This is a genomic window from Vibrio sp. 3-2(1), assembly GCF_963887575.1.
GTDB classification, from domain to species: Bacteria; Pseudomonadota; Gammaproteobacteria; order Enterobacterales; family Vibrionaceae; genus Vibrio; species Vibrio anguillarum.
In genome coordinates this window covers 334,368-361,124 of the sequence record NZ_CAWPGB010000033.1, presented here as the reverse complement: position 1 = coordinate 361,124, position 26,757 = coordinate 334,368, and the positions used below count along the sequence as shown (strand labels likewise).

Below are 26,757 nucleotides of genomic sequence, written 5' to 3'. Positions count from 1 at the left end.
TGAAGCAGAATGAACCAAAAACTTACTGTCACCAAGCGTGATGGACGCAAAGAAACAATTGATCTTGAGAAAATCCACCGTGTAATCGCGTGGGCTGCGGAAGACCTGCACAATGTCTCTGTATCACAAGTAGAACTGAAAGCTCACATTCAGTTTTACGATGGTATTACGACCTCTGACATCCATGAGACTATCATCAAATCCGCTGCCGATTTGATTTCAGAAGAGACGCCAGATTACCAATATCTAGCGGCTCGTCTTTCGGTGTTCCATTTGCGTAAAAAAGCCTACGGACAATACGAGCCACCCACTTTGTACAACCATGTCTCTCGTTTGGTTGAAATGGGCAAATACGATAAGCACCTTATCGAAGATTATACTCGCGCAGAATTTGAAGAACTCGACACTTATATCGATCACGCACGTGACCTTAATTTTTCTTACGCCGCGGTAAAACAGCTTGAAGGTAAGTACTTCGTGCAAAACCGTGTGACGAAACAAATTTATGAGAGTGCCCAGTTCCTCTACATTTTGGTCGCCGCTTGCTTATTCGCGAAATATCCAAAAGAAAACCGTCTCGATTACATTAAGCGTTTTTACGACGCAACATCAATGTTCAAAATCTCGCTGCCAACGCCAATCATGTCGGGCGTGCGCACGCCTACCCGTCAATTTAGCTCATGTGTGTTGATTGAATGTGGTGACAGCTTAGATTCAATCAATGCCACAGCAAGCTCTATCGTACGTTATGTATCACAGCGTGCGGGTATTGGTATTAACGCGGGCCGCATTCGTGCATTAGGCTCGGAAATTCGCGGTGGTGAAGCATTCCACACGGGTTGTATTCCTTTTTATAAATATTTCCAAACCGCAGTGAAATGCTGTTCTCAAGGTGGTGTACGTGGTGGCGCAGCCACTGTCTTCTACCCTTTGTGGCACGGTGAAGTACAGTCGCTACTGGTATTGAAAAATAACCGCGGCGTTGAAGAGAACCGTGTTCGTCATATGGACTATGGTGTTCAGCTCAATAAGTTGATGTATTCTCGCTTAGTTCAAGGCGGTAATATCACCCTATTCTCCCCTTCTGATGTGCCTGGATTGTATGACGCATTCTTCGAAAACCAAGACGAATTCGAACGTTTGTATGTTCAATATGAGAATGACACTTCGATTAAAAAAGAGACGGTGAAAGCAGTAGAACTGTTCTCCCTATTGATGCAAGAACGTGCCTCCACTGGCCGTATCTACATCCAGAACGTTGACCACTGCAATACGCACAGCCCGTTTGATGCGTCTGTAGCGCCTGTTCGCCAATCCAATCTCTGTTTGGAGATCGCACTGCCGACGAAACCGCTGTCTAATGTTGAAGATAATGAAGGTGAGATTGCGCTATGTACGCTTTCGGCATTCAACTTAGGTTCAATTCAATCTCTGGATGATTTCGAAGAGTTATCTGATCTTGTGGTTCGTGCGCTAGATGCACTGTTGGATTACCAAGATTACCCACTGCCTGCCGCTTATAAGTCAACCATGAATCGCCGTACCTTGGGTGTGGGCGTGATTAACTACGCTTACTATCTGGCGAAAAATGGCGTGAAATATTCGGACGGTAGTGCAAATGGTTTGACACACCGCACTTTTGAAGCGATGCAATATTACCTGTTGAAGGCTTCAGTCGCGTTAGCCAAAGAACAAGGCCGATGCCCTCTATTCCATGAAACAAATTATGCCAAAGGCTTGCTGCCTATCGACACCTATAAAAAAGATGTCGACCAAATTTGCGCAGAACCTTTGCATTATGATTGGGATGCGCTGCGCGCAGAGATCATGGAATTTGGCTTACGTAACTCAACGTTAACAGCGTTAATGCCTTCAGAAACCTCTTCGCAAATTTCCAATGCCACCAACGGTATTGAGCCTCCTCGCGGTTATGTTTCAGTAAAAGCCTCAAAAGATGGCATCTTGAAACAAGTCGTGCCGGATTTCATTAATTTGAAAGAGAACTATGAGTTATTGTGGAATATTGGTTCTAACAACGGCTATCTGCACCTAGTCGGCATCATGCAGAAATTTGTTGACCAAGCGATTTCTGCGAATACCAACTACGACCCCAGCGCGTATGAAAGTGGCAAAGTGCCAATGAAACAGTTGCTGCAAGATCTGCTGACGGCATATAAATTTGGTGTGAAAACCTTGTACTATCACAACACTCGTGATGGCGCGAAGGATGATCAAAAAGACGCAGTACAGGCACAAGATGATGATTGTGCGGGCGGCGGTTGTAAGATCTAACTCTATTTCACTCAACGTATTCAATAATGCTCCCCACGCAGGGGAGCTTAAAAGGGATTGAGGCATTTATGGCTTACAGTACTTTTTCTCAAAAAAAGAATGATCAACTCAAAGAACCGATGTTTCTTGGCCAATCGGTTAACGTGGCTCGTTACGACCAGCAAAAGTTTGAAATTTTTGAAAAACTGATAGAAAAACAGCTCTCGTTCTTCTGGCGTCCAGAAGAAGTTGACGTATCGAGTGATCGCATTGATTACAACAAGCTTCCAGATCATGAAAAGCACATTTTCATCTCGAACTTGAAATATCAAACGCTACTGGATTCAATCCAAGGTCGCAGCCCTAACGTGGCACTGCTACCGCTGGTTTCGCTTCCAGAAGTGGAAACATGGATTGAAACCTGGTCATTTTCAGAAACAATCCACTCACGTTCATACACTCATATTATTCGTAATATTGTGAATGATCCTGGCATTGTGTTTGATGACATCGTCGAAAATGAACACATATTGAAACGCGCAAAAGACATTGCACACTATTACGATGATCTGATCCAACTGTCTAATGACTACCACCGTTTTGGTGAAGGAACGCATCAGATTAATGGTGAGAGCGTCAAAATTAGCTTAGGTGACCTGAAACGTAAACTTTATCTTTGCTTGATGTCAGTCAATGCGTTGGAAGCGATTCGTTTCTATGTCAGCTTCGCCTGCTCATTTGCCTTTGCAGAGCGCGAATTGATGGAAGGTAACGCCAAAATCATCAAGTTGATTGCACGTGATGAAGCTTTGCACCTGACTGGTACACAGCATATGATCAACTTGCTGCGTAATGGACAAGACGATTTCGCTTTCTTACAAATCGCTGAAGAGTGCAAGCAAGAGTGTTTTGATTTGTTCAAAGCGGCTGCTGAACAAGAAAAAGAGTGGGCTGAATATCTGTTTAAAGATGGTTCGATGATTGGTTTAAACAAAGACATTCTGTGCCAGTACGTTGAATACATCACCAACGTTCGTATGCAAGCGGTTGGTTTAGATATCGCCTACCCCGGCGCAACATCAAACCCAATTCCTTGGATTAATGCGTGGTTGTCTTCAGACAACGTACAAGTTGCACCTCAAGAAGCAGAAATCAGCTCCTACCTTGTAGGCCAAATTGACAATGAAGTTCGTGCCAATGACTTCGAGGACTTTGAGCTGTAATGGCGACCATTAAAATCAACAAAGTTACAACCATAGAATCAAACTCTTCCAATACTTTATTGGAAAGTATGGAGAGTGCGGGGCTAGAGCCAGAGTACAACTGTCGCGATGGTCACTGTGGTGCCTGTCGCTGCACGCTCGTTAAAGGCGAAGTGGAATACGTTGGTTTTGCGATGGCTTACACAGAGCGCAACGAAATATTGCCCTGTATTTGTAAAGCCAAAAGCCATGTGGAACTTGCTGGTGTTAATTATCGACCCAAAGCAAGGCGAGCCTAATCTCGATCTGCCAATAGTGCACTGTTAACGCATCACACATTGGCGCGTTAAAAAGGTAAAGCCAGAGCTATGCTCTGGCTTTATACATTCCTAAAAGAATGCCATCAGCTGTACCCATTGATACGGATTTGTTAGCGATTTCTCTGCCATCCCCATCAAACAATGAAAGTCTATATCCTTGATAGCTAGGCGTATCTAAGTCTGATGGAGCGTTGAGCCATAAAGAAACAACATCACTCATTTCATTACTCAATGCCTCACCTAAGATCACTTTTTGACTTGCAACTTTATACCAAACTAAAATTTTCGATTGGTTAAACATGTCAGCCTCCTGCTGAATTTCATCGAGCGGACTGACAGTGTACAGAGAAAAGATGTGTAAAAAAGACCCAATTTTGAAACAATTTTATCTGATGCGTGAAATCATGAGCTTAGTCTTTAGACGAAATAATCATAAGCTAAGCACCTCACCGAACCTACGGAATAAGCCAAAAAATCATGCAGTTACCACCCGATACAATTTAAATGTAAAGCACTTAATTATCAAAAACTTAGGTTTAAAAATACGCTAACACATTGAGTTAATTAGCCAATAACGCTCGCAGGTAAAAACATCTCTTTGACGGAGATCAATGCCCCATACTGAGCAAAAATAGGCTTATTCGATAAATAGCGGCGTAACATATCAGCCGCGATGGTCCCCATTAACTCCCTCTGCTCATCGGCGCTGTAACGACGCTTGAATTTGAGGATCTGTCCCCACTCTCCCTGCGGAGCCGATAAAGCTAGGCTAAATTGATCATCATTTAATACACCAGTCACGAGCGATAACGAAGTAGAACACTTTTCCTTCGTTGCGCCAGCAAGCGCTAATGACGCCGCGAGTGGATCTTGATCGCCTAAGCCCGATTCAACGTTGCGGCTCAAAATCCAGCAGTGACCGCTCAACGCTTCCACTTGCTCATTACTTAACAACCAACTGGCGAGCCAACCTTTGGTCGCTTGTTCTGCAATAGAGATCGATAATCCTTTGTCTTGCATTAAATGACCGATATGCGTGAGCATAGGTTCATCGACACTCACAACATGTTGTTCCAAATGCTGGTAGATGATCTGTAGTAGTTTTACTCGGCGTTCTAAATCACTTTTCGGACCAAACAATTTCACCTCAATAAAAGGCAGATAAGAACGATACCCCAGCATATACCCTTCCGGTAAGACTAATTTATCCAACTTATCTGAAATGGCCGATTCCGATGAACCCAGAGTGAATAAACGGCTGCACTCTAATCCCGTTTGTTGTGGGTATGTCGCTAGCAAGTCAGGTAAAATCTGTTCAGAGACCATCAACTTAAACTCTTTGGGTACTCCGGGGGTGAAATAACAAACACAATCATTAATCTGAACTTTAAAGCCGCAAGCCGTCCCTATTGGGTTATCAATGATGTCAGAGAACTCCGGTAACATCGCTTGTTTGAGGTTACTTTCTGGCATCACAACACCACGCTGCGCAAAAAATTCGTCCAGTTTTTGCTTCCACAGCACAGACAACACCAACTTTTGGTCCGCCGCTTGAGCCGCCGCCGCCGCACTTAAATCATCAGATGTTGGGCCGAGCCCGCCATTCACGATCAATACATCATTATTGAAACTGAGCATCAGTAACTCTTCAACCAAGGCTTGCTGGCTATCGCCTACCGTTGATCGTTTTACTAACGAAAAACCGTGCTGGAAGAACTCACTGGATAACCAAGCAGCATTGGTATCGACAATATCGCCATGGAGCACTTCCTCACCCGTGCTTAACATTGCTATTTTCAACATATCATGGTGTCCTTTTGTGTACGCTTACAGGTGTGCTATCAATCAATACGGCAGAGAATAAAGTGCAATATATAACGCTTTGAATGCTATTTTTCTCATAAGTTTCCTTATTTACATAATTTGCTGTTTTCATCACCGCCGCTTTAATAGATAATTGTGATTCTGATCATTAAAAACAAAACTTTGGAGCCCTCCGTGTCAAAGAAAAGCATCATACCATTGATGTTATCGTTTTCGGCTTGTGCTAGTGCCACTGCATACGATTTCAACCAACACATTGAGTTTTCCTATACGGTCGACTGCAATCAAGTTTCTTGTTTTAATGACGATCCGAATATTTACCAATCGAACTCTCCATTTTTAGCAAGCTTAGCAGAGTCGCAACCGCTAAACCTTGAAGAGCCCGCGCTGCCTAAATATCTTACCGTGCAAGATACAAAAGACTGGGACTATCTCAAAGGCCAAACCTACACCATCTTAGGATTAAGCGTAGCAACCGTTGGTTTAATGACATTTTTGCCTGCATCCATTACCAAATGGGATGAAGAGGATCGCAGCATAAGCGGCATAGGCAGCAAATGGAAAGATAACGTATCATCCGGCCCCACTTGGGATAGAGATGAGCATTATCTCAACTACATTATGCACCCCTACTTTGGCGGCGTTTACTACACAGCCGCAAGACATGCTGGATTTAATGAGTTTGAATCTTTTCTTTACTCCGGTGTTATGTCGACTTTCTTTTGGGAATATGGCGTAGAATCGTTTGCCGAGATACCGTCATGGCAAGACTTGTTTATTACGCCCTTTTTTGGTGCGGTTGTCGGTGAGCTGATGTTTGAAGCAGAACAAGATATTGTTACCACAGGTGGTGAAGTGTTGGGTTCATCGACTCTGGGTGATGTCACACTTTTCTTCCTCAACCCTGTTGGACATATCCATGGCTGGGTATCAAATGCTTGGGGAGGCGATGCCGAAGTAGAATTTAATGGCACGCCTTGGTTTGGCAACCAAGATGCCGCAAAGTTTGCTTTGGACTCAGGCGCTAGCTATGATTCGCAATTTTATGGCCTTAACCTCAAAGTCAGTTTCTAAAAAACAGGGCTAAACACAAGGCCAATGCCTAAAGCCAAGGCTATTTTTGTGGCCCAAGTATGAATACTGACAAGCAAGAGACTGCGTAAATGTAAAAAATTGACTCTCATCAAGTCTTATCTAAGATAGGCCTCTACACTGAAGTGAAAGGAATTCAAGATCAACGATTTATCTTTCGTTAGCTTGCTATGGGAGGCCTATTATGAACAGTACTTTTATCGTCAATTTCGTCGGCAGTGCAACACCAGCCACAATTAAACATCTTGCCGCTATCACTCATGAAAATGGTGGAAAATGGTTAATAAGTAAAGTGAACTTTATTGAAAACCAAGTAGCTGCCGTCATTAAAATAGAGTTACCGACCTCAAATGCCGTTATCGTTCAACAAGCATTTAGAGAACAACCCGATCTTCTGGTGCAGATTGTTGATTCTGACGTACATCAACACGAAAAAGAAACGATTTACCAACTGCGGATTGATGCAAACGACCGTGCAGGCATCGTCAACGAAATCACCCACCTTCTTGATAATCAAGGTATCAATATTTTAGATATGGATTGCCAACGCGTTTTTATTGCGGGTGGCGGTGGTGTCAGCTCAAGTTTATTTACCGCCAACCTAGCCATCAAACTCCCTGCTGCGATACAAATTGAAGACGTAGCCGATGAGCTTGAAGCGCTCAGTGAAGATACGCGCGTGATATTAGAAGTGTAATCTCGGTTACGCCCCCGAAAAAAGGAAGCTGATGCTTCCTTTTTTATCGACCTCACTATCTATTAAGTAAGATTAAAGTTGTGATTCAGTTAACAAAATCAACTAATTGCATTCGCGAAATGACGACCATATTCCAATATTAGAGAGCGGGTAAACATAATTAATCTAAGCCTGCAAATCCTAGATGCCGAATAACTTGAAGACGCCGTCAGATGGATAAACGGATGATTACTAATGAGTATTAACAAACCTTGTGACTCTGGCAATCAAACGTAACCAACATCACGGTAACCTCAAGTACAACAGGTAAACCAATATGCCCAGCAATAAGGTTGGGTTGTTTTAATGGTGGTAACGTCATGTTGAAGCTTGAAAATATTAAGGTCAGCTACAAGCTGACTGCTATTATCGCCGTTGCAATTGTTGGCTTATTGAGCTTACTGTTCATTGCAACTAGCGCGCTGAGAAGTAACTTAGTCGTAGAGCGTGAAGCGAGGTTGAACGCAGTTATCGATACTCTCCTCTCACAAATCTCACACCTTCAGAAAACACTCCCCGAAGACGAAGCTAAATCACAGGCAAAGATACTCATCAACAACACACGTTTTGACAGCAACAACTATCTTTTTGCTATCGATGAGTCTCGTTACACCATTGCCCATCCGATTCGCACTGATTTGGTTGGCAAACAGATGGGAAGCCCAGGAAAAGATACGCAAGGCGAGTTTTGGTTCACTATGGTTGAACTTGGCAAAAATGGTCAACAAGGCACATTGACATATCCTTGGCAGACTAACAGTGGAACACCCGCAGAGAAATTATCGGCAGTCCACGGGTTTGCGCCGTGGCATTGGATTATCGGCTCAGGCATGCTCATCAATGACATTGAAGAGGCAATCAACAAACAGATCCTCAAGATGGGAGGAGCGACATTGGCAGTTGTGTTTGTGATGGCAACGCTTGGGGTGGTCATCAGCCGAGCCATCATTATGCCGTTAGAGTCAATTAAAGAAGTCATGAAAAAAGTGGCAAGCGGCGATTTAACCGCACAAGTCCCTGTAATGGGAGAAGATGAGATTGGCATTGTGGCATGTCGTATCAATGACAGCGTAAGCGCTGTGCGTTTAGCATTAATCGAGTCGGTCACCTCAGCAAACCTGCTTGCAGAGGCCGCCATTCGCATCGCTTCTTCTGCGGAAGAAACTAGCCAAGCGGTGACCAGCCAACGTGACCAATTAAGCCAGCTCGCAACCGCGATGAATGAAATGAGTGCGACTGTTGCCGATGTTGCAGGCCATGCAGAAGAGACCGCAAGAGACACATTGGATGCCAGCAAAGAAGCCGGCTTAGGCGATAAAGACGTACATTCCAGTGTGGACAGCATTAAAGCGCTCTCAAAAGAGCTGGAAGTGGCCACTGAGCAAGTGCACAAACTCAAAGAAGGCGTGATGCAAATCAGTGAAGTTACCACAGTGATCAGCGGCATTTCTGAACAAACTAATTTACTTGCGCTAAATGCAGCGATTGAAGCCGCACGTGCTGGAGAACAAGGTAGAGGATTCGCAGTGGTCGCCGACGAGGTCAGAAATTTAGCTAGCCGTACTCATCATTCCACTGACCAAATCCAAACCACCATTAACCGCTTACAGCAACTGGCCGTTAGTACATCAAACGCGATGCAAAAAAGCCAAGATCTCGCTTATAACAGTGTGGAGCGGGCAGAAAATGCAGGCAGCGATCTTTCCTTGATCGTCAGTCATATTCAGCATGTGAGTGATAAAGCAATTCAAATCGCCACTGCGGCAGAAGAACAAAGTGCAGTGGCCGAAGAAATGAACCGTAACGTCAGTGGCATTAACGATTCAGCATTGGAGATGTCACAATCGGCAAACTATTTGGCAGAAGAGAGTGAAACCTTGGCCGCTCTTTCACGCCAATTAGACGAAAGAATGAAAAGCTTTAAACTCTAAGGTGTGATTTTACAAAAATAGGCCTCACCCACTGTATGGTGAGGCCTATTGTCATCAGTTTACCGACCATTGAGATAATGAACGTTTAAAGTCTTCATAGCCAAATTCATTCAGTTTCTGAAGCTCTCCTGTACTGCGTTGACAATACACGGAAGGCATTTTAAGGCCATTAAACCAATTCAATTTCACCATGGTATAGCCCGCGCTATCCATGATATGCAACCGCTGACCAATCGATAATGGCTGTTCAAATGAAGCCACACAAAATTGATCACCCGCTAAGCAAGAACACGAGCCAATGACATACTCATGTTCACCGTTCGCACTCGCTTCTAAGATAGCCGCAGGCTCTTTGTAAATCAGTGTGTCTAAACGATGCGCTTCAGTTGCCGAATCAACAATCGCTGTTTTCATGCCGTTTTCAACGATATCGACGACAGTCACCACTAAATCAGCCGTTTTCGTGATGATCGCCTCACCCGGTTCAAGATAAAGCTGAACCTGATGCTTTTCTGAAAAGGCCTTAAGCGCTAATGCTAATTTTTCTAGCGGATAACCAGGCCAAGTGAAGAACACACCACCGCCTAGGCTGACCCAATCTAACTTATCCAGATATTGGCCAAAACGCTCAGAGATCGAATCTAATAACGCAATGAACGCATCAGCATCTTTGTTCTCACAGTTCATATGGAACATCACGCCATTGATAGTATCGAACACTGAGTTATCAATATGGTCTGTTTGAACACCTAAACGAGAAAACTGACGTGCGGGATTGGCAAGATCTTGCCCAGCGTAACTTACGCCGGGGTTTAAACGTAAACCCAATGATGCCTTACCTTCAACTAAATGACGATAAGCGGCCAACTGGGATTGCGAATTAAAAATCATTTTGTCGCAAATATCGGCCACTTCTTTAACATCAGCTTCACTGTAGCCAACGCTATAGGCGTGTGTTTCACCACCAAACGTTTCGTAACCTAATTTTACTTCAAATGGGCCACTGCTGGTTGTGCCATCTAAGTAAGGTTTGATGATGTCAAATACTCCCCAAGTAGAGAAGCATTTTAAAGCCAAGACGAGTTTGACGCCCGACATCTCTTTGAGCTGCTTCGCGATTTCTAGGTTCGCGATCAACTGTGATTCATCAATCATAAAATAGGGCGTTTGGAGTTCGCTTTTTTGCATCTATTTATCACTCTCAAATTGAAGAAAGCCGACACATCTGCATCGGCTTAACTATCGAAAACTCTTATTTTAGAATTTTAATCTCTGGTTGCCCGATATCGAGCTCTTGAACATGCCAATCCAAACCTAATTTCGGCATCGTTTCTAAAAACAGATCAGGGTCAAGCTGTTCTAAGTTAAACACGCCCGCTTGTGCCCAATGCCCTTGGAAATACTGCAATGCCGCAGTAATGGCAGGAACGCCCGTGGTATAAGCGATGGCTTGGTGCTCTACATCATGGTATGCCACTTCATGGTCTGCATTATTATAGATAAAGACACTGCGCTGTTTACCGTCCTTCCAACCTTGCACCCAAGTACCAATGCAAGTCAGGCCTTTGTAACCAGGGGCCAAAGAGGTTGGGTCTGGCAGCATCGCTTTAAGCACTTGAAGTGGTTGAACCACAGTACCATCTTGCAGCGTCAATGGGTTTGGACTCAATAAACCAATATCACGCATACAATTGAAATAGTTGAGATAACGATCGCCAAAACCCATCCAAAATTCAATACGTTTGGCCGGAATAAACTCTTTCATCGAACGCACTTCATCGTGCGACATGGAGTACACCTTGTGCTGGCCGCACTGAGGAAAATCAAATTCTAGCATTCGTGAATGGCAAGGAACACGCTGCCACTGCCCTTCTTCCCAATAGAAAGAGTCGCCTTGAATCTCTAACATATTTGTTTCTGGATCAAAGTTAGTCGCAAATTTCTTGCCGTGATCGCCTGCATTAATGTCCATCACATCAATACTGTCGATTTCGTCAAAGAGGTGCTTCACCGCATACGCGGCAAACACGCTAACCACGCCCGGATCAAAACCAGCACCGAGAATAGCGGTAATACCTGCTTGCTTAAATTTTTCACGAAATGCCCATTGAGGATCATACGCTTCAGGCACTTGTTGACCTTCAGAGCAAAGGTCAACAGCAACCGATGTATCTAGATAGGAAACCTTGGCTTGATAACAGGCTTCCATGATTGGCACGTTTACCCAAGGAGGGCCAGCGTTGATCACAAGATCAGGCTGGACTTCTTTAATTAATGCAACTAACGAGGCTACGTCATCCGCCTTGACGGTGCGTGCCTCAAGTTTTTTAGTTGGATCTTTAAGGTTATTTTTTCCTTTGATCGATTCAATGATCTTCTCGCACTTTTCAAGAGTACGAGAAGCAAGAACAATATCACCGAGTATGTCGTTGTTTTGGGCCGCCTTATGTGCGACAACCCAGCCAACGCCTCCCGCGCCAATTTGTAAAATAGACATGGTTGTTTGTATTCCTTTATGCCTTGGCTAGCTCAGAGGCTAGTACTTCAATCTTATTAAGTAATGCTTTGAAATCTGACAGTTGTAAGCATGGGTTTAAAATGGTGAATTTAAGCGCTGTTTTGCCATCCACAATCGTCTCGCCCAACACCGCGACACCACGTGTCAATGCTTCTAAACGCAACGCTTTGTTCAACTCGTCAAAATCTACCGCTTGTTTATCCACGGAACGGAATAACACGGTGGAGAGAGCAGGCTCAGCCAAGAGTTCAAAAGCATCGTGATGCTGCACTAAATCTGCCACTTGCAGTGTTTGTTCTAGCAGATGATCGTACATTTCACCCAAAGCCTTAGGGCCTACGTTTTGCATTGTCATAAACACTTTCAATGCATCAAAACGCTTGGTCGTAGAAATAGATTTATCCACCAAGTTTGGCAGTTCATCATGTTCACGGTTAAGGTAATCCGCATGATGCAGTAGATACTTGAAGTGACTTTTATCTTTGAGCAACACCGCGCCACAACTGATCGTTTGGAAGAACAATTTATGGAAGTCGACGCTGACCGAGTGCGCACGCTCAACGCCTTGCAAACGTGCTTTATGGCTACTTAGAACCAATGCGCCGCCGTATGCTCCATCCACATGCATCCATAGATCATGTTGCTGTGCTACATCCGCAATCGTCGACAGATCATCAATCGCACCGTGATCCGTTGTGCCTGCCGTTCCAACAATAGCAAAAGGAATAAGACCTTCCGCTTTCGCTTGTGCAACAACCGCTTCCAGTTTGGTGACATCCATTGTGCCGTTTGGATTCGCATCAACCGCCAAAATGGCTTTCTCGCCCAACCCCATCCAAGAGGCCGATTTTTGCACGGTGAAATGCGATTTTTTCGAGCACACAATACGCAGCTTATCGGCATACTCAGGTAAACCGAGCTTTTGAATAGAATGACCACTTAATTTATCGGCAATCCAATCACGAGCTAACATTAAACCCATTTGGTTACTTTGCGTGCCACCACTGGTGAAAATACCATCCGACTGAGCGCCGAGTTCGTATTTCTCACACATCCAATCAATCACTTTCTGTTCAACATAGGTAGCAGAAGACGATTGATCCCATGAGTCCATGGACTGGTTTAATGCACCAATCATCGCTTCAGCCACTACTGATGGCATCAAGGGTGGCGTGTGCAGGTGAGCAATACAATCTGAGTGCTGAACGATAATGGAATTTTTGGCTACCAGATCTGCCATTTCAGAGATCACATCCTTCAATGGCGCATTTTTGTTATCCAAATCTACTGCGTAAATCGCTTCTTCAAGCTGCTTTGGATCCAAACCTGAATAAGGCGCTTTGGCTTGTTCAAAAACAGCTTTCATCGCAGAAGTGGCATGGTTCATCACATCGGCAAATTCATTGCTGCCCATTTCACCGGTTTGGATAAAATGCTTCTTCCACGCTTGATTTTCTGGCTCTGGATCTTTCTCGCCGCCACCTGCAGCTAGAATCGCCGCTTCAAGAGTGCGCAGGGCAAAATCGATCTGCTCGAATGAGATGATAATCGGTGGTAAGAAACGAATAACGGATCCTTCACGGCCACCTTTTTCAACCATCAACCCACGCTCAAGTGCCGCGCGTTGGATAGCGAGTGTTAATTGACCATCGGCCATTGGCTCGCCAAATTTGTTCATTTCACCGTTTGGTTTACGAATCTCGAGGCCGAGCATCAAACCTTTGCCACGAACTTCAGCAATACAATTCACGCGGCGTTGAATCGCTTCAAGCCCTTGGCGTAGGTACTGACCCGCGACATTAGCGTGTTCAACGAGGTTATCACGTAAAATAATTTCTAACGCTTTCGCACCAGAAACCATGGCCAATTGGTTACCACGGAACGTGCCTGTGTGCTCACCCGGTTTCCAAGTATCGATCTCTTTCTTGAACACAAGAATAGACATTGGTAGACCACCACCAATGGCTTTAGATAAGCAAAGAATATCAGGACAAATACCAGACTCTTCAAATGCAAAGCGGTAACCCGATTTACCCACGCCACATTGAATTTCATCGAAAACTAATAAAATACCGTGTTCATCACAGATACGGCGTAGCTCACGCAGCCAGAATGCTGGAGCGGGAATGACGCCTCCTTCACCTTGAACAGGTTCAACAATAATGGCCGCCGGTTTCATGATGCCTGCTTCGTCATCGTTCAGCAGACGTTCGATGTAGCGAATGCTCGCTTTGGCACCTTCATCGCCCCCTAAACCAAACGGGCAGCGCAAGTTGTATGGGAATGGCATAAAATGCACATCCGACATTAACCCTGTGCGACGAGCTTTAGTATTCAGGTTGCCCATCATGCCCATCGTTCCGTTGGTCATACCGTGGTAAGCACCGCGAAACGCAAACATGGTGTTACGACCCGTTGTCTGCTTCACCAGCTTGATAGCCGCTTCAACGGCATCCGCACCAGAAGGTCCACAAAATTGAATCGCGGAATTTTTTGCAAACTCTTCAGGCAAAAATGCTTTTACTTGCTTGATGAATTTGTCTTTAGCGTGCGTTGTCATATCCAATGTCTGATATGGCAGACCTGAATCTAACTGCTCTTTCAGTGCTTGATTGATCTCAGGATGGTTATACCCAAGCGCCAACGTTCCCGCACCCGCTAAGCAGTCGAGGAAAATTTGTCCGCGCGTATCTTCTACTAACGCACCATAAGCTTGCTTGATGGCAATCGGTAGACGGCGTGGGTATGAACGAACTTCAGATTCATGCTCAATTTGATCGAGTAGAATTTGGTCCGGTGTGAGATCATAAATACCTTCAACAACAGGTACCTGAGATGAAAAAATGTTTGCGATAGTGTTATCGACTTCAAAGGCTGTGCTCATTTCCCTTCCCCTTGAATGTGAAAATTTCCGCCTATTTCCTTGGTTTGGTTTGAATATAAGGAAATATGACATAGCAATAAGCTCCGTATTAGCCAAAAGGCAAAAACGGAAATTGGTTCATCGTCTTCGATGAAAGATTACTAAATCAGAGAATCAAGGTTCGGTGATAGAACTGTCTTCAAGCACAGGGCATAGAGGAAGTACAAAGCTGATTAACGTCAGTGTGTTAAGTGATGATGAGTTCAATGTTGGGTTTCCCATTCACATGCAGCTCCCGCTGCAAGAGTATCCCGTCTATCAACAAAAGGACTTGCTGATACCTACCCTACGTAATGTCACAATCAGCCTGAATGGTCATTACGCGTGTCCCCCAGAAGCTACTGTCCGAGATTGGTGCGAAAAATATCAAAAAATAATTACGCTGGCAATAATTTTCAATAAATCGATAAAAACTTAAATTTTCTATTGATTAAGAATATTGATAAATCAAATGGTTAGTTTATAAAATGAATCAGCCCTCGTATTACGGAGGGCTGATTATATTCTTATGCGTTTTTTGGCAAAGATAAACGAAGCAATATATAGCCTACAATCGCGGCAGTGGTTGAGCCCATTAATATACCGAGCCGTGCAAACGTATCAAATTCAGCATTGGTCGGTCCAAAAGCCAATGACGAGATAAAAATCGACATTGTAAAGCCAATACCACATAGCACTGACACGGCAAAAATATGCTTGAAATTGATCCCTTCAGGCAATTTAGCGACACCGAGTTTCACCGCAGCCCAACTGAAGGTAAAAATACCCAATGGCTTACCAATAAATAGGCCAAGAGCCACGCCCAAAGGCAACATTGACGTGAGGCTAGATACGGAGATCCCTTCCAGTGAAATCCCGGCATTGGCAAATGCGAACAATGGCAGAATACCAAAAACGACATACGGGTGTAGCGCATGCTCAAGATGCTTTAGCGGAGAATATTCACCTTTATCACCTTTCAGCGGAATAGCAAAACCAATCACTACACCAGCCAAGGTTGCATGAACACCAGATTTAAGTACGGCAAACCATAAAATCGCACCGACAATTAAGTAAAGGCTGATTTTGGTAACATGCTTGTTGTTTAGTATAAAAAGCACACCAGTCATTAAGAAACCGACGGTTAACGCAATGGTGGAAAGATCACCGCTATAAAATAGCGCAATAATGACCACAACCCCTAAGTCATCAATAATCGCAAGCGCCAGCAAGAACACTTTTAAGCTGATCGGAACACGTTTACCCAATAGCGCCATAATACCTAGCGCAAACGCAATATCAGTGGCCGCTGGGATCGCCCAACCTTGAATCGCTTGTGCATCACCAGCCGTAAACAGCACGTAAATTAATGCTGGAGCAAGCATGCCGCCGACGGCAGCAATGGCTGGGAAAATAGCCGTTTCTTTGGATTTAAGAGCACCTTCCAACAATTCACGTTTGACTTCTAAACCAATCAACAAAAAGAATACGGCCATTAAGCCATCATTGATCCAATGCGACACTGACATTCCAAACACGTAGGAATGTAAAAAAGATTGGTAAACATCATTTAGCGGTGAGTTAGCAATCATCATTGCAATTGCAGCAGCAATAACCAGCAAAATACCACCTGCTGATTCCATCTTGAAAAAGTCGCGAATCACATCACTCATGATATCGTCCTTATAGTTATGCATGTTAATAAACCATTAACAAATGAATATGACAGAGTTTATACAGTAGCTGATAGAAGTAAAAATCGCTTGTTCAGATATTAAGAATCGGAATTTCCGAGTCAAGTATAACAATACAACGTATATTCCTTGGTTTTCACTATTTTCCCATTGTTGATTAGTTTTCATGTATAACAATTTTACAACAAAATAAAAAAGGTTCACAAAAACACAAAAGGCCAAGAACAACTTGACCTTTAGATTCCGCAAATATTTGAACTTAGTTGCTCGTTAGTTGCATGAAACCCGTCACCTTATGACTACCATCGGTGATAATGGGGCCTTCCCAATAAGGGAGCAGAAAGGGTGACCACAAATCGCGATTCACCGCTTTCGTCACCAGATGAATATTATATTTAGGGATGTTTACCACCCATTGTAAGGGGATGTCACGCTCATTCTCCGACGCGGCAGAAACGACAGGAACTAAATCAATTTCATCAGCAGATAGTGCGATCGTGGTGCCCGAATCTTTCACAATTGCCCCAAACAAATAGGGCTCTTGCTGAAAATAACGATAGCGATTAACCAATAAGGTTGTTTTGCTATCGAGTTTAACGAACAACTTATCCCATCCCTGTTTAGCGTTAGGCAGTAGATTATTACCCCACTCCTTGCTCAGCCATGCATTACCTGTAACTTGAATAGGTTGAGAGTTAACACCTAAGTTGAGCACACCTTTGACCTGCAAAAACGGTGCTTGGAGACTATATGAGGCTAAAGAGAGTGAATCATGCTTTTTTTGGTATCCCTGCTGACCAGGTAATACAAATGGCCCGGAAAGGTTATTTTTTAATGAGAGTGAAAACGTGTCCGTCGCTACGTCTAATACTCCAGGAAATGGAGTCGTCCCCGGTGCGCGCCAGTTCCAATTATCAATCCACATTTTAAACGGTTTTAATTCTAAGCCGGCTTGACCAATTCCGCCCCGCGCAATCCGCTGTTCACGCCAGACTTCATTCTTTGCAGAGATCACCACATAAGCAAGATAAAGCTGAGGACTAAGCCATCCATTGGCATCTCGAGCTTCATTAGCGAGACGAAAATAACTCCACTGGATCCCATATTGCTGCCCATGTTCATCACTGACATTCGCAAAGTAATGCCACCACTCATGTTCAAAACCTTGATGAAAATTGAAATCTTGAGGAAGTCGTACCGAGCGATTAGGAAGCACGAACTCGAACGGGTGCTCTTTCGATATTGATGATGTATCCATTTGCTTAGAAGCTGTTTCAGAAACGGCATATTCTGAAATCGTTTGCTGTGCCTGCCAATACTGGTGCCACGAATAGAGGCTGAACAATACAGCAATCAACAAAGAGCACAAAAGTACGAGGTATCGTTTCATCATTTATAACGCGTCTCTAAATGAGCTAATCGGTGGCCTTCTGACCAAACGAATAACCGGGATTGCACCTGCGCACATCAAGGTCACCATCGCCCATGCTGCCGTTTTCAAATACTCCCCGGGGATCAACTGCAGTTGGATTGTCCAACCAAAGGATTGTTTAATCACGATGTCCACCACAAGACGAGCGAGTGCAAGCCCTAACGGCATTGCAATCACGAGCGCTATCGCCCCAAAAACACACAACTGCAAGCTGCCAATCACCACCAGCTCTTTACCAGAAACACCCAAACAACGCAGTAGCGAAACATGTCGCTGGCGGGAAACCTCTCCGGCTAACGTAGCAAAGAAAATACCACACACGGCAATCAACAAAGTAATACGCCCGAGCGTATCGGCGATGGCAAAGGTTCGGTCAAACACCCGCATCGCTTGAGTGTGGATGTGATTGTTATCAAAAATCCGCTCAGGGCCCAACCTAAATACCGATTCTAGTCGCTTCTTTAATCCTTGGTCATTCACACCTTCGTGCAAAACCACTCCTAGCGCCACATTTCCCGTACTGGCAAACGCAAATAACCAATTTTGGTGTGACAATAAGACTTGGTGGTAAGGGTTACCATAATCGTAATACACCCCCACGACTTGCCACTTTTGGCCCAAAGGCTCAGAAAGGTCAATAAAATCACCAGGCTTAATGCCTAATTTAAGCGCCATGGATTCACTGATCATCAAACTCTTTGAATGGTGTAAATCATACCAATAGTTAGGAACAGCGAGTTTAACCGTCAACGAGTCTAACTCACCATCGGAGATACCCGTGCTGACCACTTGCAATGCACCTTTGTCAGTGGCGAAATCTTTTTCCCAACGCCACCAAACATCATTGACCTCAGGCTGCGCTTTCAACCAACTGCTCATTCTTGATGCCGAACTGTTGGTAGGATAGACATAAATATCGGCCGCTAAACGTTGGTTTAACCATTTTTCAGTAGTGTCTCTAAAGCTACCAACCATGGTTTCAATGCCAATATTCGCCGCCATAGCAATCATAAATGCCATAGTTGCGACACCGCGATAGCTCATACTGGCCGCTGCATCGGCAAAGAACCAACGCGCTTTTACCCAAGCGAGTGAATAGGAAAAACTGTTGAAGAGCGTCCAAATAAGATAAGGCGTAAACAGCGCAACACTGAGTAACATCAACGCAATAATTGCAAAACCAGAAAGTTGCGTTTGTGGAACTTGATACACGGCAATCGCCGCGACAGTCAATGCGCAAGCAACAAGGGCTTGCAGGCGAAATTCTGTGCCAGCAAATCGAAGCAAAGAGAGACGAGCCGAAAGACGAATAGGCTGCGATTTTAGCAACCGGACGAGGGGCCAAGCGCACGCCGCAAATGCACCAATCAACGCCATGGCTAAACTGTAACTACTCCACTGCCAATTCCAGCTAATCGATAAACCGACATTAGCATCATACAAGTCACCCAAACTGGCTGAAACCGCTGGGATAAGTTGATTGGCCAATAATAACCCCAATCCGTTACCGCATATCCAGCTAAGCAGGACCATGCCAAACAACTCAATCACCAATGCTTGGGTAAGCTGCCAGCCAGAAACGCCCGCTTGCCGTAATAACCCGACTAAAGGTTGGCGCTGGATTAAAGATAAAGACATGGCTTGGTAGAATATGAATAGCCCGACCAAAAATGCCAACATACCCATTGCATTGAGATTGAGATGAAAAGCACGCGTGAGTGATTCCAGCTCAGTGCGAGAACTACGGACTAGCGTCAAACCATTAGGTAAATTATCTTTTAGTCTTTTCAGTTTCTCTGGCGGCATATCACCACAAGCAATAACAGATAAGCCCGAACTTTTCTTGAGCATTCGCACCAAGGATAGATCCGCAATAACGCGTGTGCCGTTGATGAGATCTTGTTGATCGATCTGAATAGGACCTAACTTTGATTCATCATCAAGCACGATAAAATCACCCGTTTGCCAACCTTGGAGACGAGCGAGATCAACACTCACCAAAATAGGATACGGCGGATTCATCAATGATAATGTCGAAAATTCCGATAAAGGAAGGCCGCTATTGGTTGGCAACATCGCGACGGGATCAAGCCCAATCAGCGAAATATCCGTGCCATTTTTTGTCGTCAAACGATGGTTTTCAAAAGGAGCGCACTGAGAAAATCCATCACGGCGCAACTGAATATAGAAACCTTGGGGGATTTTATTGGCAATATGCTTGGAACGAATACGATAAGGTAATGGATTAGAAAACAGCTTTTCGCCATGTTCATAACTTTGACGAGCATGCTGGTTGATGGCCGTCACTCCCACCAACAATGAAACGCCAAGCGTTAAACCCAGCCATACTAGGATGATTTGTAAAGGATAACGCCGATAATGACCAAGTAGCGCCTTAACTACGGGCCATAACATGCAACAACCCTCCTTGTAAACGTACGCGACCATCCATATGCTGCGCGACTTTTTCACTGTGCGTCACCAATAATAACGTGCAATCCAACTGGCGAGTTAAGGTCGTCAATAAACGCATCACCGCCTCGGCATTACGCTCATCAAGACTACCGGTTGGTTCATCTGCTAATAAAATCTTAGGCTCCATGTACAAGGAGCGCGCGATCGCAGCACGCTGCTGCTGCCCACCAGAAACCTCTTCAGGGTATCGGCCTAGCAACGGCATTAAATCAAGCGAAGAAAGAATTTGACGCAGTAAACCTTGGTCTTCCGGCATTCCTTTCAACTGACGACAAAAGCGAATATTATCCGCGAGATTGAGGGTGGGAAGAAGATTAAACTGCTGAAATATATGACCAATGTTATTTCGGCGATAAGCGGTACGCTTATTTTCTGACGTGTCATGCATGGCAAAACTTGGAAACCAAATTTCGCCAGAATCGACAATATCTAATCCGGCAATAAGGTTGAGTAATGTACTCTTACCCGAACCACTTTCACCCATCAATGCGATTTGGTCGCCTCGGTTTAATGTTAACTCTGCCCCCTGTAGCACGGGATGAAATTCATCGCCATCTAGATAGCCTTTACACAGGTTGGTCAGCTGTAACATCAAATCGCTCGCAATCGACTAAAATTGGATTGTGAATCTACACTAATTCTCCTGCAGTAGAAAGCATTTTGGATACCGGATCACATTATGTGCATCAAATTGCACCACCTAACTGCGTTGTGTCTAATTTTCAATCAAATTTCGCATCCACTTCTTGCTTTTCATTCGATAAAGAGAACCGCCCCATTTAATCAACTCTTCAACGAGAAACAATAAATAGATGGCTTCAGGCTTAGCCCCAAGCACAATCGCACAAAATGCGGCTAACGGAATACCGATCAGCCACTGCGCGACTAAATCTTGATAAAGACAAAACTTTACGTCACCGCCAGCTCGCAACACGCCAACAATCACCGTCATTGGAATGGAACGTAAAATGATGCCAAGGCTCAGTATCACGATAAACTCTTCAGATAAAGCACGGGTTTCATCCGTCAAGGCGGTGAAAGAGTTCAGGATAGGGATCTGCACCACATACAAAGCGGCAGCGACAACCACGCCCACAAGAAGGCTGATGATAGTTAGGCCCAAGGCTTGATAATAAACGGCATCGTACTGCTTAGCGCCAAGTTGGTTACCGACTAAAACCGCAGCCGCATTCGACATCCCAATCAGTAAACTCAATGAAATTGATTCTACTGGCGTCATCACCGATAACGCAGCTAAGCCTTGCACACCACTCTGCCCCATAATGGCATGATAGACAAATAAACCGCCTGCCCATGCTAGGAAATTAAAGGTAGTTGGCAACGAAAGCTTCAAAAAACGAGAAATGGTAGGCCATTCAATGATGGCTCGGATATCGTCAATTCCAAACGCTAACAGATGTTTCTTGGCATAGAGGTAACCGTATAAACACGCGACTTCAATAAAACCACTGAGCACGGTAGCAATCGCCGCACCTTCGATTCCCATCGCGGGAAAACCCAATTTGCCGAAAATCAGCACCCAGTTTAAAAACACGTTTGAAACAATACCAATACCGCTAAAAAACGTACTGAGCCCCGGTTTATGCATCGCTCGCAGCCCTACCGCCATACTACTGACGCAAGCTACAGCAAACATACTGAGTGAGGTAATAATCAAATATTGGCTACCTAGCGCATTAACGGTCTCGGAATCCGTGGTTAGTGCCATGATTTGACTTGGAAACAGTAAAAATAGTGCCACCGTCATTACAGCAAATAGGTTAGCGACTAACCACGTAAGTGCCGTACTTTCTCGCACGCCCTGTTTGTTTCCTGCGCCCCAATACTGAGCTGTTAAAAGTGCGCCTCCGGTTGTCACGCCCACTAGCATGATGGTGGTGACAAAAGTTGCTCTAGCGGCAACGCCTACCGCAGCAATTTCTGCCTCACCTAATTGCCCTAGCATCAAAACATCCACTAGACCACGGCTAGAAAACATAATACTTTGCAAGGTGATCGGCAGAGCGATAGCCATTAAGCGACGGAAAAAATCGCCTCTTGTATGTAACACGATTTGCGAAAAAACAGACAACCGATCACCTCAAATTCAACACATTGATAGCACAGGAAAAATGAAGTCGCTATTATACGTCTGTGAGCATAATCTAACCATCTTATTTGAAGGGACCGTCATGAAAAAAGTGTTAGTACTCGGCGCATCAGGCTATGTCGGCTCACAACTGTTACCTTTGCTATTAGCGCAAGGTTTTCAAGTAACGGCCGCAGCTAGGCACATTGACTATTTAACCTCACGTGCCATATCTCATCCCAACCTTACCTTGCGTTATTTAGACCTTACCGATAAAGAGGCGACACTTGCGCTTATCCCACAATTTGAACTGGTTTATTTTTTAGTGCACGGTATGGCGCAAGGACATGATTTCGTCGACTATGAATTGTCGTTAGCGGAAAACGTTAAACAAGCCCTTGAGGTTAGCCAGGTCAAACACCTGATCTACTTAAGTGCGATTCAGCCACAAACCGGAAACTCAGAGCACCTCAAAGCACGGAAAATGACCGGCGATCTACTTAGGAAAAGTCCTGTACCAGTGACCGAATTAAGAGCCGGTGTCATTCTTGGACCGGGATCAGCCGCATTTGAAATCATGCGTGATTTTGTTTACAACTTACCGATGCTCATCACTCCCAAATGGGTTGATTCCAAAGCAAATCCGATAGCGCTGGAAAACCTCAATCATTATCTACTTGAATTAGCTAATGAGCAGCCCGTTGCACACCAATTGTTTGAAGTCGGTGGGCCTGACGCCCTCTCCTACCGCGAACAATTTGCCATTATTTGTCAGGCAACGCAGAAACCTTTTCGGTTATGGTCTACCCCACTATTAACCCCCAAAATGGCTTCTTACTGGCTAGGTCTTGTCACCTCCGTCCCTTCTAATATTGGCAGAGCACTACTTGCCGGTTTAGATCATGATTACATTGCCGACTCACAAGCCATTGAAGCACGCTATCCTCAAAGACTGATCTCATATCGTGACGTTGTCACCAAAATAATCGAGCGTGAAGGTGAATTTACACGCTCGCAGGTGTGGGGATTTGATCCAAGTGCCCTACAGCGTTGGCAACCCGGTTTTGGCTACTATCCTAAACAGGCAGGAGCAACGATTCAGACCAGCGCTTCTGCTGAGGCTTTATGGGATGTTATCCGAACCATAGGCAGCCGCCAAGAAGGCTATTTTTTTGCCAATGCACTATGGCGTACACGCGAATGGCTCGATCTTTTATTCGGTGGTGGCAAACCTGTGCGCCGCTCCCCTTGTGGCCCGGAACTGCAAGTTGGCGATTTTATTGATTCGTGGAAAGTGATCCGCTGCCAACCTCAACAGTTTTTGTCTCTTCTTTTTGGGATGAAAGGCCCAGGGTTAGGGCGATTGGAATTTACCATTAAAGATCTAGGCGAAACGCGAGAACTCAATGTGACCGCATGGTGGCACCCCAAAGGATTCTTAGGGTTACTTTACTGGTTCGCGATGATGCCTGCCCACCTTTTTATTTTTAATGGCATGGTCAAAGCCATCGTCAAAAAGGCACAAAAAAAGAGCTAGTGAAATCGCTAGCTCTGCAACTTATTGGGTTTCAATTCCATACTAATCAATAGGAAAGCCTAATGGAATTTCAGCCAATTGCACGCCATGGTTGCTTGGGTATATCAAATACTCACCATGATATTTCACATTCGACTTATAATCGGTACGTTTATGCACCATAAAGCCAGCACTGCTGGCCTTTTCGACGAAATCAGCATGATGGCCCCGTACAAACCAGTTCATCGGCTTCACGAGCAGTTCACCATCAAAGCATGATTCACACTGATTTGCGCACAAAGCTAATGAGTTTTGCCCATCGGTAAAAAGCTGTAATTTGCCTTCATTCACCAATGGATCACATGTTGTCACTTCCCAGTGAGCCGCTTCCATGAATTCCAAAAACGCGTCAATTTTCTTATCGGTAATGATGTTATCCGCGTCTTGCGCAAAAAACTGACCGTAAAATGCTGAGATGCGTTTGAAGATAAACAGTAATTCAGATTGGTTGCCTTTCGAACGTCCAGCTTTCTGCCAACGATTTAAATCATCCACCACACAGCGATGGAATCGTTGTGCTTTCAATGCCTTACTCACCCAATGCACCAAAAAGTGATTATTAGCTAAAGGCGCATTCACCAGCTTATTCGCTTGGTGTTCTGCTGTTAACTCTTGCAGCGCTGTATTCACTACACGTTGAATTTCGAGGTAATACTCTGACATTACGCCTTTCTTCCTAATGTCCAATAAAAAAGAGATGAAAGTACCGAGCACGCCGTCATGACCACAATCATCGGCCACTCAACATCACTAGGCATCATCGCGACAATCGCTGCAACCACTGAGCCTGTACCAAAACGCAACGTTCCAGCCAGTGAAGAAGCGGTACCCGCCATTTTCGGATAACCACTTAACAATAATCCCATTGAATTACTGCCTATCGTTGACAATGTACCAATAAAAAGCACCACAAAAGGCACAATACCCCATAAACCAAGGTTGAGTAACCACGCGATAAATAGCCCGATACCTGCGCACAACTGAATCAACAAACCAAAGCGTAGCATGGCGTGGGAACCGACTCGTTTCACCATTCGACCATTTAAACTGGTCATGATAATCATCGCGACGATATTGAGGCCAAACAGGTAACCAAATTGATCAGGATCGACTCCATAAATATCAATATAGACAAAAGAGCCTGCGGTCAAAAAGGCAAACATACCAGCGAACGAGAAAGCACCAGAAAAAACAAGCCCCATCGCGACTGGGTTACGGCTTAACTGCACATAGTTGCGAATGGTATTTCGAAAGCGCAGCGGTTGACGATTTTCTGCACTGAGTGTTTCTGGAATTTTCCAAACCACGAGAGCAATCACCACCGCGGCAAAAATAGCCAACACCCAAAATATCGAACGCCAACCAAACCAAATGGCCAAGTGTCCGCCAATCATCGGCGCAGCTAACGGGGCAACGGTCATCACTAAGGTGACAAAAGACATGGCGCGAGCAAAATCTTCGCGATCAAACATATCACGCACCACCGCTTGAATAACCACAGCCGCCGCTGCTCCAGCAAAACCTTGCGCAGCGCGAACATACGTTAACGCTTCAATACCTTGCGTAGTCGCACTCACAGTGGCAGCAATACCAAACAGTAATACGCCGATCAGCAGCACTGGGCGACGGCCATAACTGTCGGCTAGAGGACCATGCAATAGTTGGCCTATCGCAAAACCAGCGGTATAAGCAGTCAGCGTCATTTGTACCGCTCCAGCACTCACACCGAGATCTTTAGCAATCGCTGGCATGGCTGGCAGATACATATCAATCGCCAGCGGCGTTAATGCGCCAATCGCACCTAATACTAAGAAGAGTAAAAAACTAATGTGCGGCGTATTATTCGCTGTAACAGGTTGAGATGAAGTCATAGTTCTCCAGATAAATAAGGAATGAAGTTGCAATAAAGCTAGGCCTTTCAAGCCCCAATAGAAGCCACTTCTTGGTCAGTCAAATAACGGTATTCACCGGGCTCTAGTGCCTCATCTAGCACAATATGACCAATGCGCTCACGGTGAAGGCCAACCACTTTATTGCCTAAAGCAGCAAACATGCGTTTAACTTGATGGTATTTGCCTTCATGAATGGTCAGTAAACATTCATTCTCACCGACGACTTCCAATTGCGCAGGCAAGGTTGGCTCACGCTCATTACGCAGTTCAATACCCGTTAAGAATTGTTCGACATAATTCGCTTCAATAGGGTCTGCAAGCCAGACACGGTAGGTTTTGTCGCATTTGTGTTTTGGCGAGGTAATGCGATGAGACCATTGACCGTCATCGGTGATCAGAACCAAACCTGTGGTATCGACATCCAAACGTCCTGCAAAATGCAAGTCTTGAACATTCACTTCATCGAGCAAAATAAATGCCGTATGATTGAAGCCGTCTTCATGTGAGCAAACGTAGCCAGCGGGTTTGTGTAACATGATATAGCGCGGGCCATGCAAGATTAACTCACGACCTTGCCACTCCACCTCACACTCCTGCGTCACCTGCAATGAACCACTTTTCTGCGTCTTACCATTTACTGTGACATCACCACTTTTGATGATCTTGGTGGCTTCTTTACGTGTCGCACCTAACGCATCACACAAAAATTTATCTAACCGCATGATTACCTCATCTAAATCAAGTCAGGTATTATACGCAGCTAAAATGAAATAGTTGATCTATTTCACTGTTTTTATCCAGAG

At 44.7% G+C, this 26,757-nt stretch carries 20 protein-coding genes; 7 read left to right on the top strand and 13 right to left on the bottom strand.

Annotated elements, in window-relative coordinates:
• The first annotated feature begins 9 nt into the window (after nucleotides 1–9).
• From nrdA to yfaE, 3 genes are all read left to right on the top strand, one after another.
• Nucleotides 10–2,292 carry a class 1a ribonucleoside-diphosphate reductase subunit alpha gene (gene nrdA, locus AACQ79_RS12670; RefSeq protein WP_017046168.1) on the top strand — a complete coding sequence of 761 codons (2,283 nt, stop codon included), beginning with the start codon at nucleotides 10–12 and terminating at the stop codon, nucleotides 2,290–2,292.
• A gap of 68 nt (nucleotides 2,293–2,360) precedes the next feature.
• Complete coding sequence (nrdB, locus tag AACQ79_RS12665; RefSeq protein ID WP_010318364.1) at nucleotides 2,361–3,494, top strand: class Ia ribonucleoside-diphosphate reductase subunit beta; 1,134 nt, start codon at nucleotides 2,361–2,363, stop codon at nucleotides 3,492–3,494.
• Entirely contained in the window at nucleotides 3,494–3,772 is a 279-nt protein-coding gene (gene yfaE / locus AACQ79_RS12660) for a class I ribonucleotide reductase maintenance protein YfaE (protein ID WP_013857000.1), read from the top strand. The genes nrdB and yfaE overlap by 1 nt, the downstream gene beginning before the upstream one ends.
• A gap of 67 nt (nucleotides 3,773–3,839) precedes the next feature.
• Here yfaE and AACQ79_RS12655 read toward each other — a convergent pair whose 3' ends face one another.
• Both AACQ79_RS12655 and AACQ79_RS12650 read right to left on the bottom strand, forming a co-directional pair.
• Complete coding sequence (locus tag AACQ79_RS12655) at nucleotides 3,840–4,094, bottom strand: hypothetical protein (RefSeq protein WP_013857001.1); 255 nt, start codon at nucleotides 4,092–4,094, stop codon at nucleotides 3,840–3,842.
• 263 nt (nucleotides 4,095–4,357) lie between these two features.
• Nucleotides 4,358–5,596: a CinA family nicotinamide mononucleotide deamidase-related protein gene (locus tag AACQ79_RS12650; protein ID WP_088732332.1), complete on the bottom strand. Its 1,239-nt coding sequence runs from the start codon at nucleotides 5,594–5,596 to the stop codon at nucleotides 4,358–4,360.
• A gap of 156 nt (nucleotides 5,597–5,752) precedes the next feature.
• On the opposite strand from AACQ79_RS12650, the gene AACQ79_RS12645 reads away from it, so the two are divergent.
• The 3 genes from AACQ79_RS12645 to AACQ79_RS12635 all read left to right on the top strand — a co-directional run bounded on the left by AACQ79_RS12645 (nucleotide 5,753) and on the right by AACQ79_RS12635 (nucleotide 9,376).
• A complete protein-coding gene (locus AACQ79_RS12645) occupies nucleotides 5,753–6,691 on the top strand; it encodes a DUF3943 domain-containing protein (RefSeq protein ID WP_228209333.1) in 939 nt (312 codons plus the stop codon).
• 202 nt (nucleotides 6,692–6,893) lie between these two features.
• A complete protein-coding gene (locus AACQ79_RS12640; protein ID WP_013857004.1) occupies nucleotides 6,894–7,406 on the top strand; it encodes a glycine cleavage system protein R in 513 nt (170 codons plus the stop codon).
• 359 nt (nucleotides 7,407–7,765) lie between these two features.
• Nucleotides 7,766–9,376 (top strand): methyl-accepting chemotaxis protein, encoded by a 1,611-nt coding sequence (locus AACQ79_RS12635; RefSeq protein WP_026028013.1) that lies wholly within the window; start codon nucleotides 7,766–7,768, stop codon nucleotides 9,374–9,376.
• 54 nt (nucleotides 9,377–9,430) lie between these two features.
• Here AACQ79_RS12635 and nspC read toward each other — a convergent pair whose 3' ends face one another.
• From nspC to AACQ79_RS12595, 8 genes are all read right to left on the bottom strand, one after another.
• Nucleotides 9,431–10,564, bottom strand: a complete 1,134-nt coding sequence (gene nspC / locus AACQ79_RS12630) for a carboxynorspermidine decarboxylase (protein ID WP_017046172.1) — start codon at nucleotides 10,562–10,564, stop codon at nucleotides 9,431–9,433.
• A 64-nt stretch (nucleotides 10,565–10,628) separates the two neighbouring features.
• Complete coding sequence (locus AACQ79_RS12625; protein ID WP_017044304.1) at nucleotides 10,629–11,873, bottom strand: carboxynorspermidine synthase; 1,245 nt, start codon at nucleotides 11,871–11,873, stop codon at nucleotides 10,629–10,631.
• 16 nt (nucleotides 11,874–11,889) lie between these two features.
• Nucleotides 11,890–14,778 (bottom strand): pyridoxal phosphate-dependent class III aminotransferase, encoded by a 2,889-nt coding sequence (locus AACQ79_RS12620; protein ID WP_170899181.1) that lies wholly within the window; start codon nucleotides 14,776–14,778, stop codon nucleotides 11,890–11,892.
• Between the two features lie 545 nt (nucleotides 14,779–15,323).
• Nucleotides 15,324–16,469, bottom strand: coding sequence for a Na+/H+ antiporter NhaA (gene nhaA, locus AACQ79_RS12615; protein ID WP_170899180.1), 1,146 nt, complete (start codon nucleotides 16,467–16,469; stop codon nucleotides 15,324–15,326).
• Between the two features lie 280 nt (nucleotides 16,470–16,749).
• Nucleotides 16,750–17,883 (bottom strand): lipocalin-like domain-containing protein, encoded by a 1,134-nt coding sequence (locus AACQ79_RS12610; RefSeq protein WP_170899179.1) that lies wholly within the window; start codon nucleotides 17,881–17,883, stop codon nucleotides 16,750–16,752.
• The gene (locus AACQ79_RS12605; protein ID WP_013857012.1) at nucleotides 17,884–20,337 is read right to left on the bottom strand and encodes an FtsX-like permease family protein; all 2,454 of its coding nucleotides are present in this window, start codon (nucleotides 20,335–20,337) and stop codon (nucleotides 17,884–17,886) included.
• Nucleotides 20,318–20,989, bottom strand: coding sequence for an ABC transporter ATP-binding protein (locus AACQ79_RS12600; RefSeq protein ID WP_013857013.1), 672 nt, complete (start codon nucleotides 20,987–20,989; stop codon nucleotides 20,318–20,320). The genes AACQ79_RS12605 and AACQ79_RS12600 overlap by 20 nt, the downstream gene beginning before the upstream one ends.
• A 123-nt stretch (nucleotides 20,990–21,112) precedes the next feature.
• Nucleotides 21,113–22,489, bottom strand: coding sequence for an MATE family efflux transporter (locus tag AACQ79_RS12595; protein WP_047689207.1), 1,377 nt, complete (start codon nucleotides 22,487–22,489; stop codon nucleotides 21,113–21,115).
• Between the two features lie 40 nt (nucleotides 22,490–22,529).
• Here AACQ79_RS12595 and AACQ79_RS12590 point away from each other — a divergent pair, with 40 nt between their 5' ends.
• Nucleotides 22,530–24,023 (top strand): DUF2867 domain-containing protein, encoded by a 1,494-nt coding sequence (locus AACQ79_RS12590; RefSeq protein ID WP_170899178.1) that lies wholly within the window; start codon nucleotides 22,530–22,532, stop codon nucleotides 24,021–24,023.
• Nucleotides 24,024–24,065: 42 nt separating this feature from the next.
• On the opposite strand, the gene AACQ79_RS12585 is transcribed toward AACQ79_RS12590, so the two are convergent.
• From AACQ79_RS12585 to rsuA, 3 genes are read right to left on the bottom strand one after another with little or no spacing between them, the layout of a single operon-like run.
• Entirely contained in the window at nucleotides 24,066–24,725 is a 660-nt protein-coding gene (locus AACQ79_RS12585; protein WP_017046180.1) for a DUF2913 family protein, read from the bottom strand.
• Nucleotides 24,725–25,933: a Bcr/CflA family multidrug efflux MFS transporter gene (locus AACQ79_RS12580; RefSeq protein WP_013857017.1), complete on the bottom strand. Its 1,209-nt coding sequence runs from the start codon at nucleotides 25,931–25,933 to the stop codon at nucleotides 24,725–24,727. Before AACQ79_RS12580 ends, AACQ79_RS12585 begins: the two co-directional genes overlap by 1 nt.
• Before the next feature lie 47 nt (nucleotides 25,934–25,980).
• Entirely contained in the window at nucleotides 25,981–26,676 is a 696-nt protein-coding gene (gene rsuA / locus AACQ79_RS12575) for a 16S rRNA pseudouridine(516) synthase RsuA (RefSeq protein ID WP_017044313.1), read from the bottom strand.
• Between the last annotated feature and the right edge of the window lie 81 nt (nucleotides 26,677–26,757).

What these genes read in the sequence shown, in the direction of transcription:
- AACQ79_RS12650 (WP_088732332.1), bottom strand. Translation starts at nt 5,596, where the DNA reads ATGTTGAAAATAGCAATGTTAAGCACGGGTGAGGAAGTGCTCCATGGC.
- AACQ79_RS12655 (WP_013857001.1), bottom strand. Translation starts at nt 4,094, where the DNA reads ATGTTTAACCAATCGAAAATTTTAGTTTGGTATAAAGTTGCAAGTCAA.
- AACQ79_RS12580 (WP_013857017.1), bottom strand. Translation starts at nt 25,933, where the DNA reads ATGACTTCATCTCAACCTGTTACAGCGAATAATACGCCGCACATTAGT.
- nrdB (WP_010318364.1), top strand. Translation starts at nt 2,361, where the DNA reads ATGGCTTACAGTACTTTTTCTCAAAAAAAGAATGATCAACTCAAAGAA.
- AACQ79_RS12590 (WP_170899178.1), top strand. Translation starts at nt 22,530, where the DNA reads ATGAAGTCGCTATTATACGTCTGTGAGCATAATCTAACCATCTTATTT.
- yfaE (WP_013857000.1), top strand. Translation starts at nt 3,494, where the DNA reads ATGGCGACCATTAAAATCAACAAAGTTACAACCATAGAATCAAACTCT.
- AACQ79_RS12620 (WP_170899181.1), bottom strand. Translation starts at nt 14,778, where the DNA reads ATGAGCACAGCCTTTGAAGTCGATAACACTATCGCAAACATTTTTTCA.
- AACQ79_RS12600 (WP_013857013.1), bottom strand. Translation starts at nt 20,989, where the DNA reads ATGTTACAGCTGACCAACCTGTGTAAAGGCTATCTAGATGGCGATGAA.
- AACQ79_RS12640 (WP_013857004.1), top strand. Translation starts at nt 6,894, where the DNA reads ATGAACAGTACTTTTATCGTCAATTTCGTCGGCAGTGCAACACCAGCC.
- AACQ79_RS12605 (WP_013857012.1), bottom strand. Translation starts at nt 20,337, where the DNA reads ATGTTATGGCCCGTAGTTAAGGCGCTACTTGGTCATTATCGGCGTTAT.
- AACQ79_RS12585 (WP_017046180.1), bottom strand. Translation starts at nt 24,725, where the DNA reads ATGTCAGAGTATTACCTCGAAATTCAACGTGTAGTGAATACAGCGCTG.
- AACQ79_RS12610 (WP_170899179.1), bottom strand. Translation starts at nt 17,883, where the DNA reads ATGATGAAACGATACCTCGTACTTTTGTGCTCTTTGTTGATTGCTGTA.
- nrdA (WP_017046168.1), top strand. Translation starts at nt 10, where the DNA reads ATGAACCAAAAACTTACTGTCACCAAGCGTGATGGACGCAAAGAAACA.
- nspC (WP_017046172.1), bottom strand. Translation starts at nt 10,564, where the DNA reads ATGCAAAAAAGCGAACTCCAAACGCCCTATTTTATGATTGATGAATCA.
- AACQ79_RS12635 (WP_026028013.1), top strand. Translation starts at nt 7,766, where the DNA reads ATGTTGAAGCTTGAAAATATTAAGGTCAGCTACAAGCTGACTGCTATT.
- AACQ79_RS12625 (WP_017044304.1), bottom strand. Translation starts at nt 11,873, where the DNA reads ATGTCTATTTTACAAATTGGCGCGGGAGGCGTTGGCTGGGTTGTCGCA.
- rsuA (WP_017044313.1), bottom strand. Translation starts at nt 26,676, where the DNA reads ATGCGGTTAGATAAATTTTTGTGTGATGCGTTAGGTGCGACACGTAAA.
- nhaA (WP_170899180.1), bottom strand. Translation starts at nt 16,469, where the DNA reads ATGAGTGATGTGATTCGCGACTTTTTCAAGATGGAATCAGCAGGTGGT.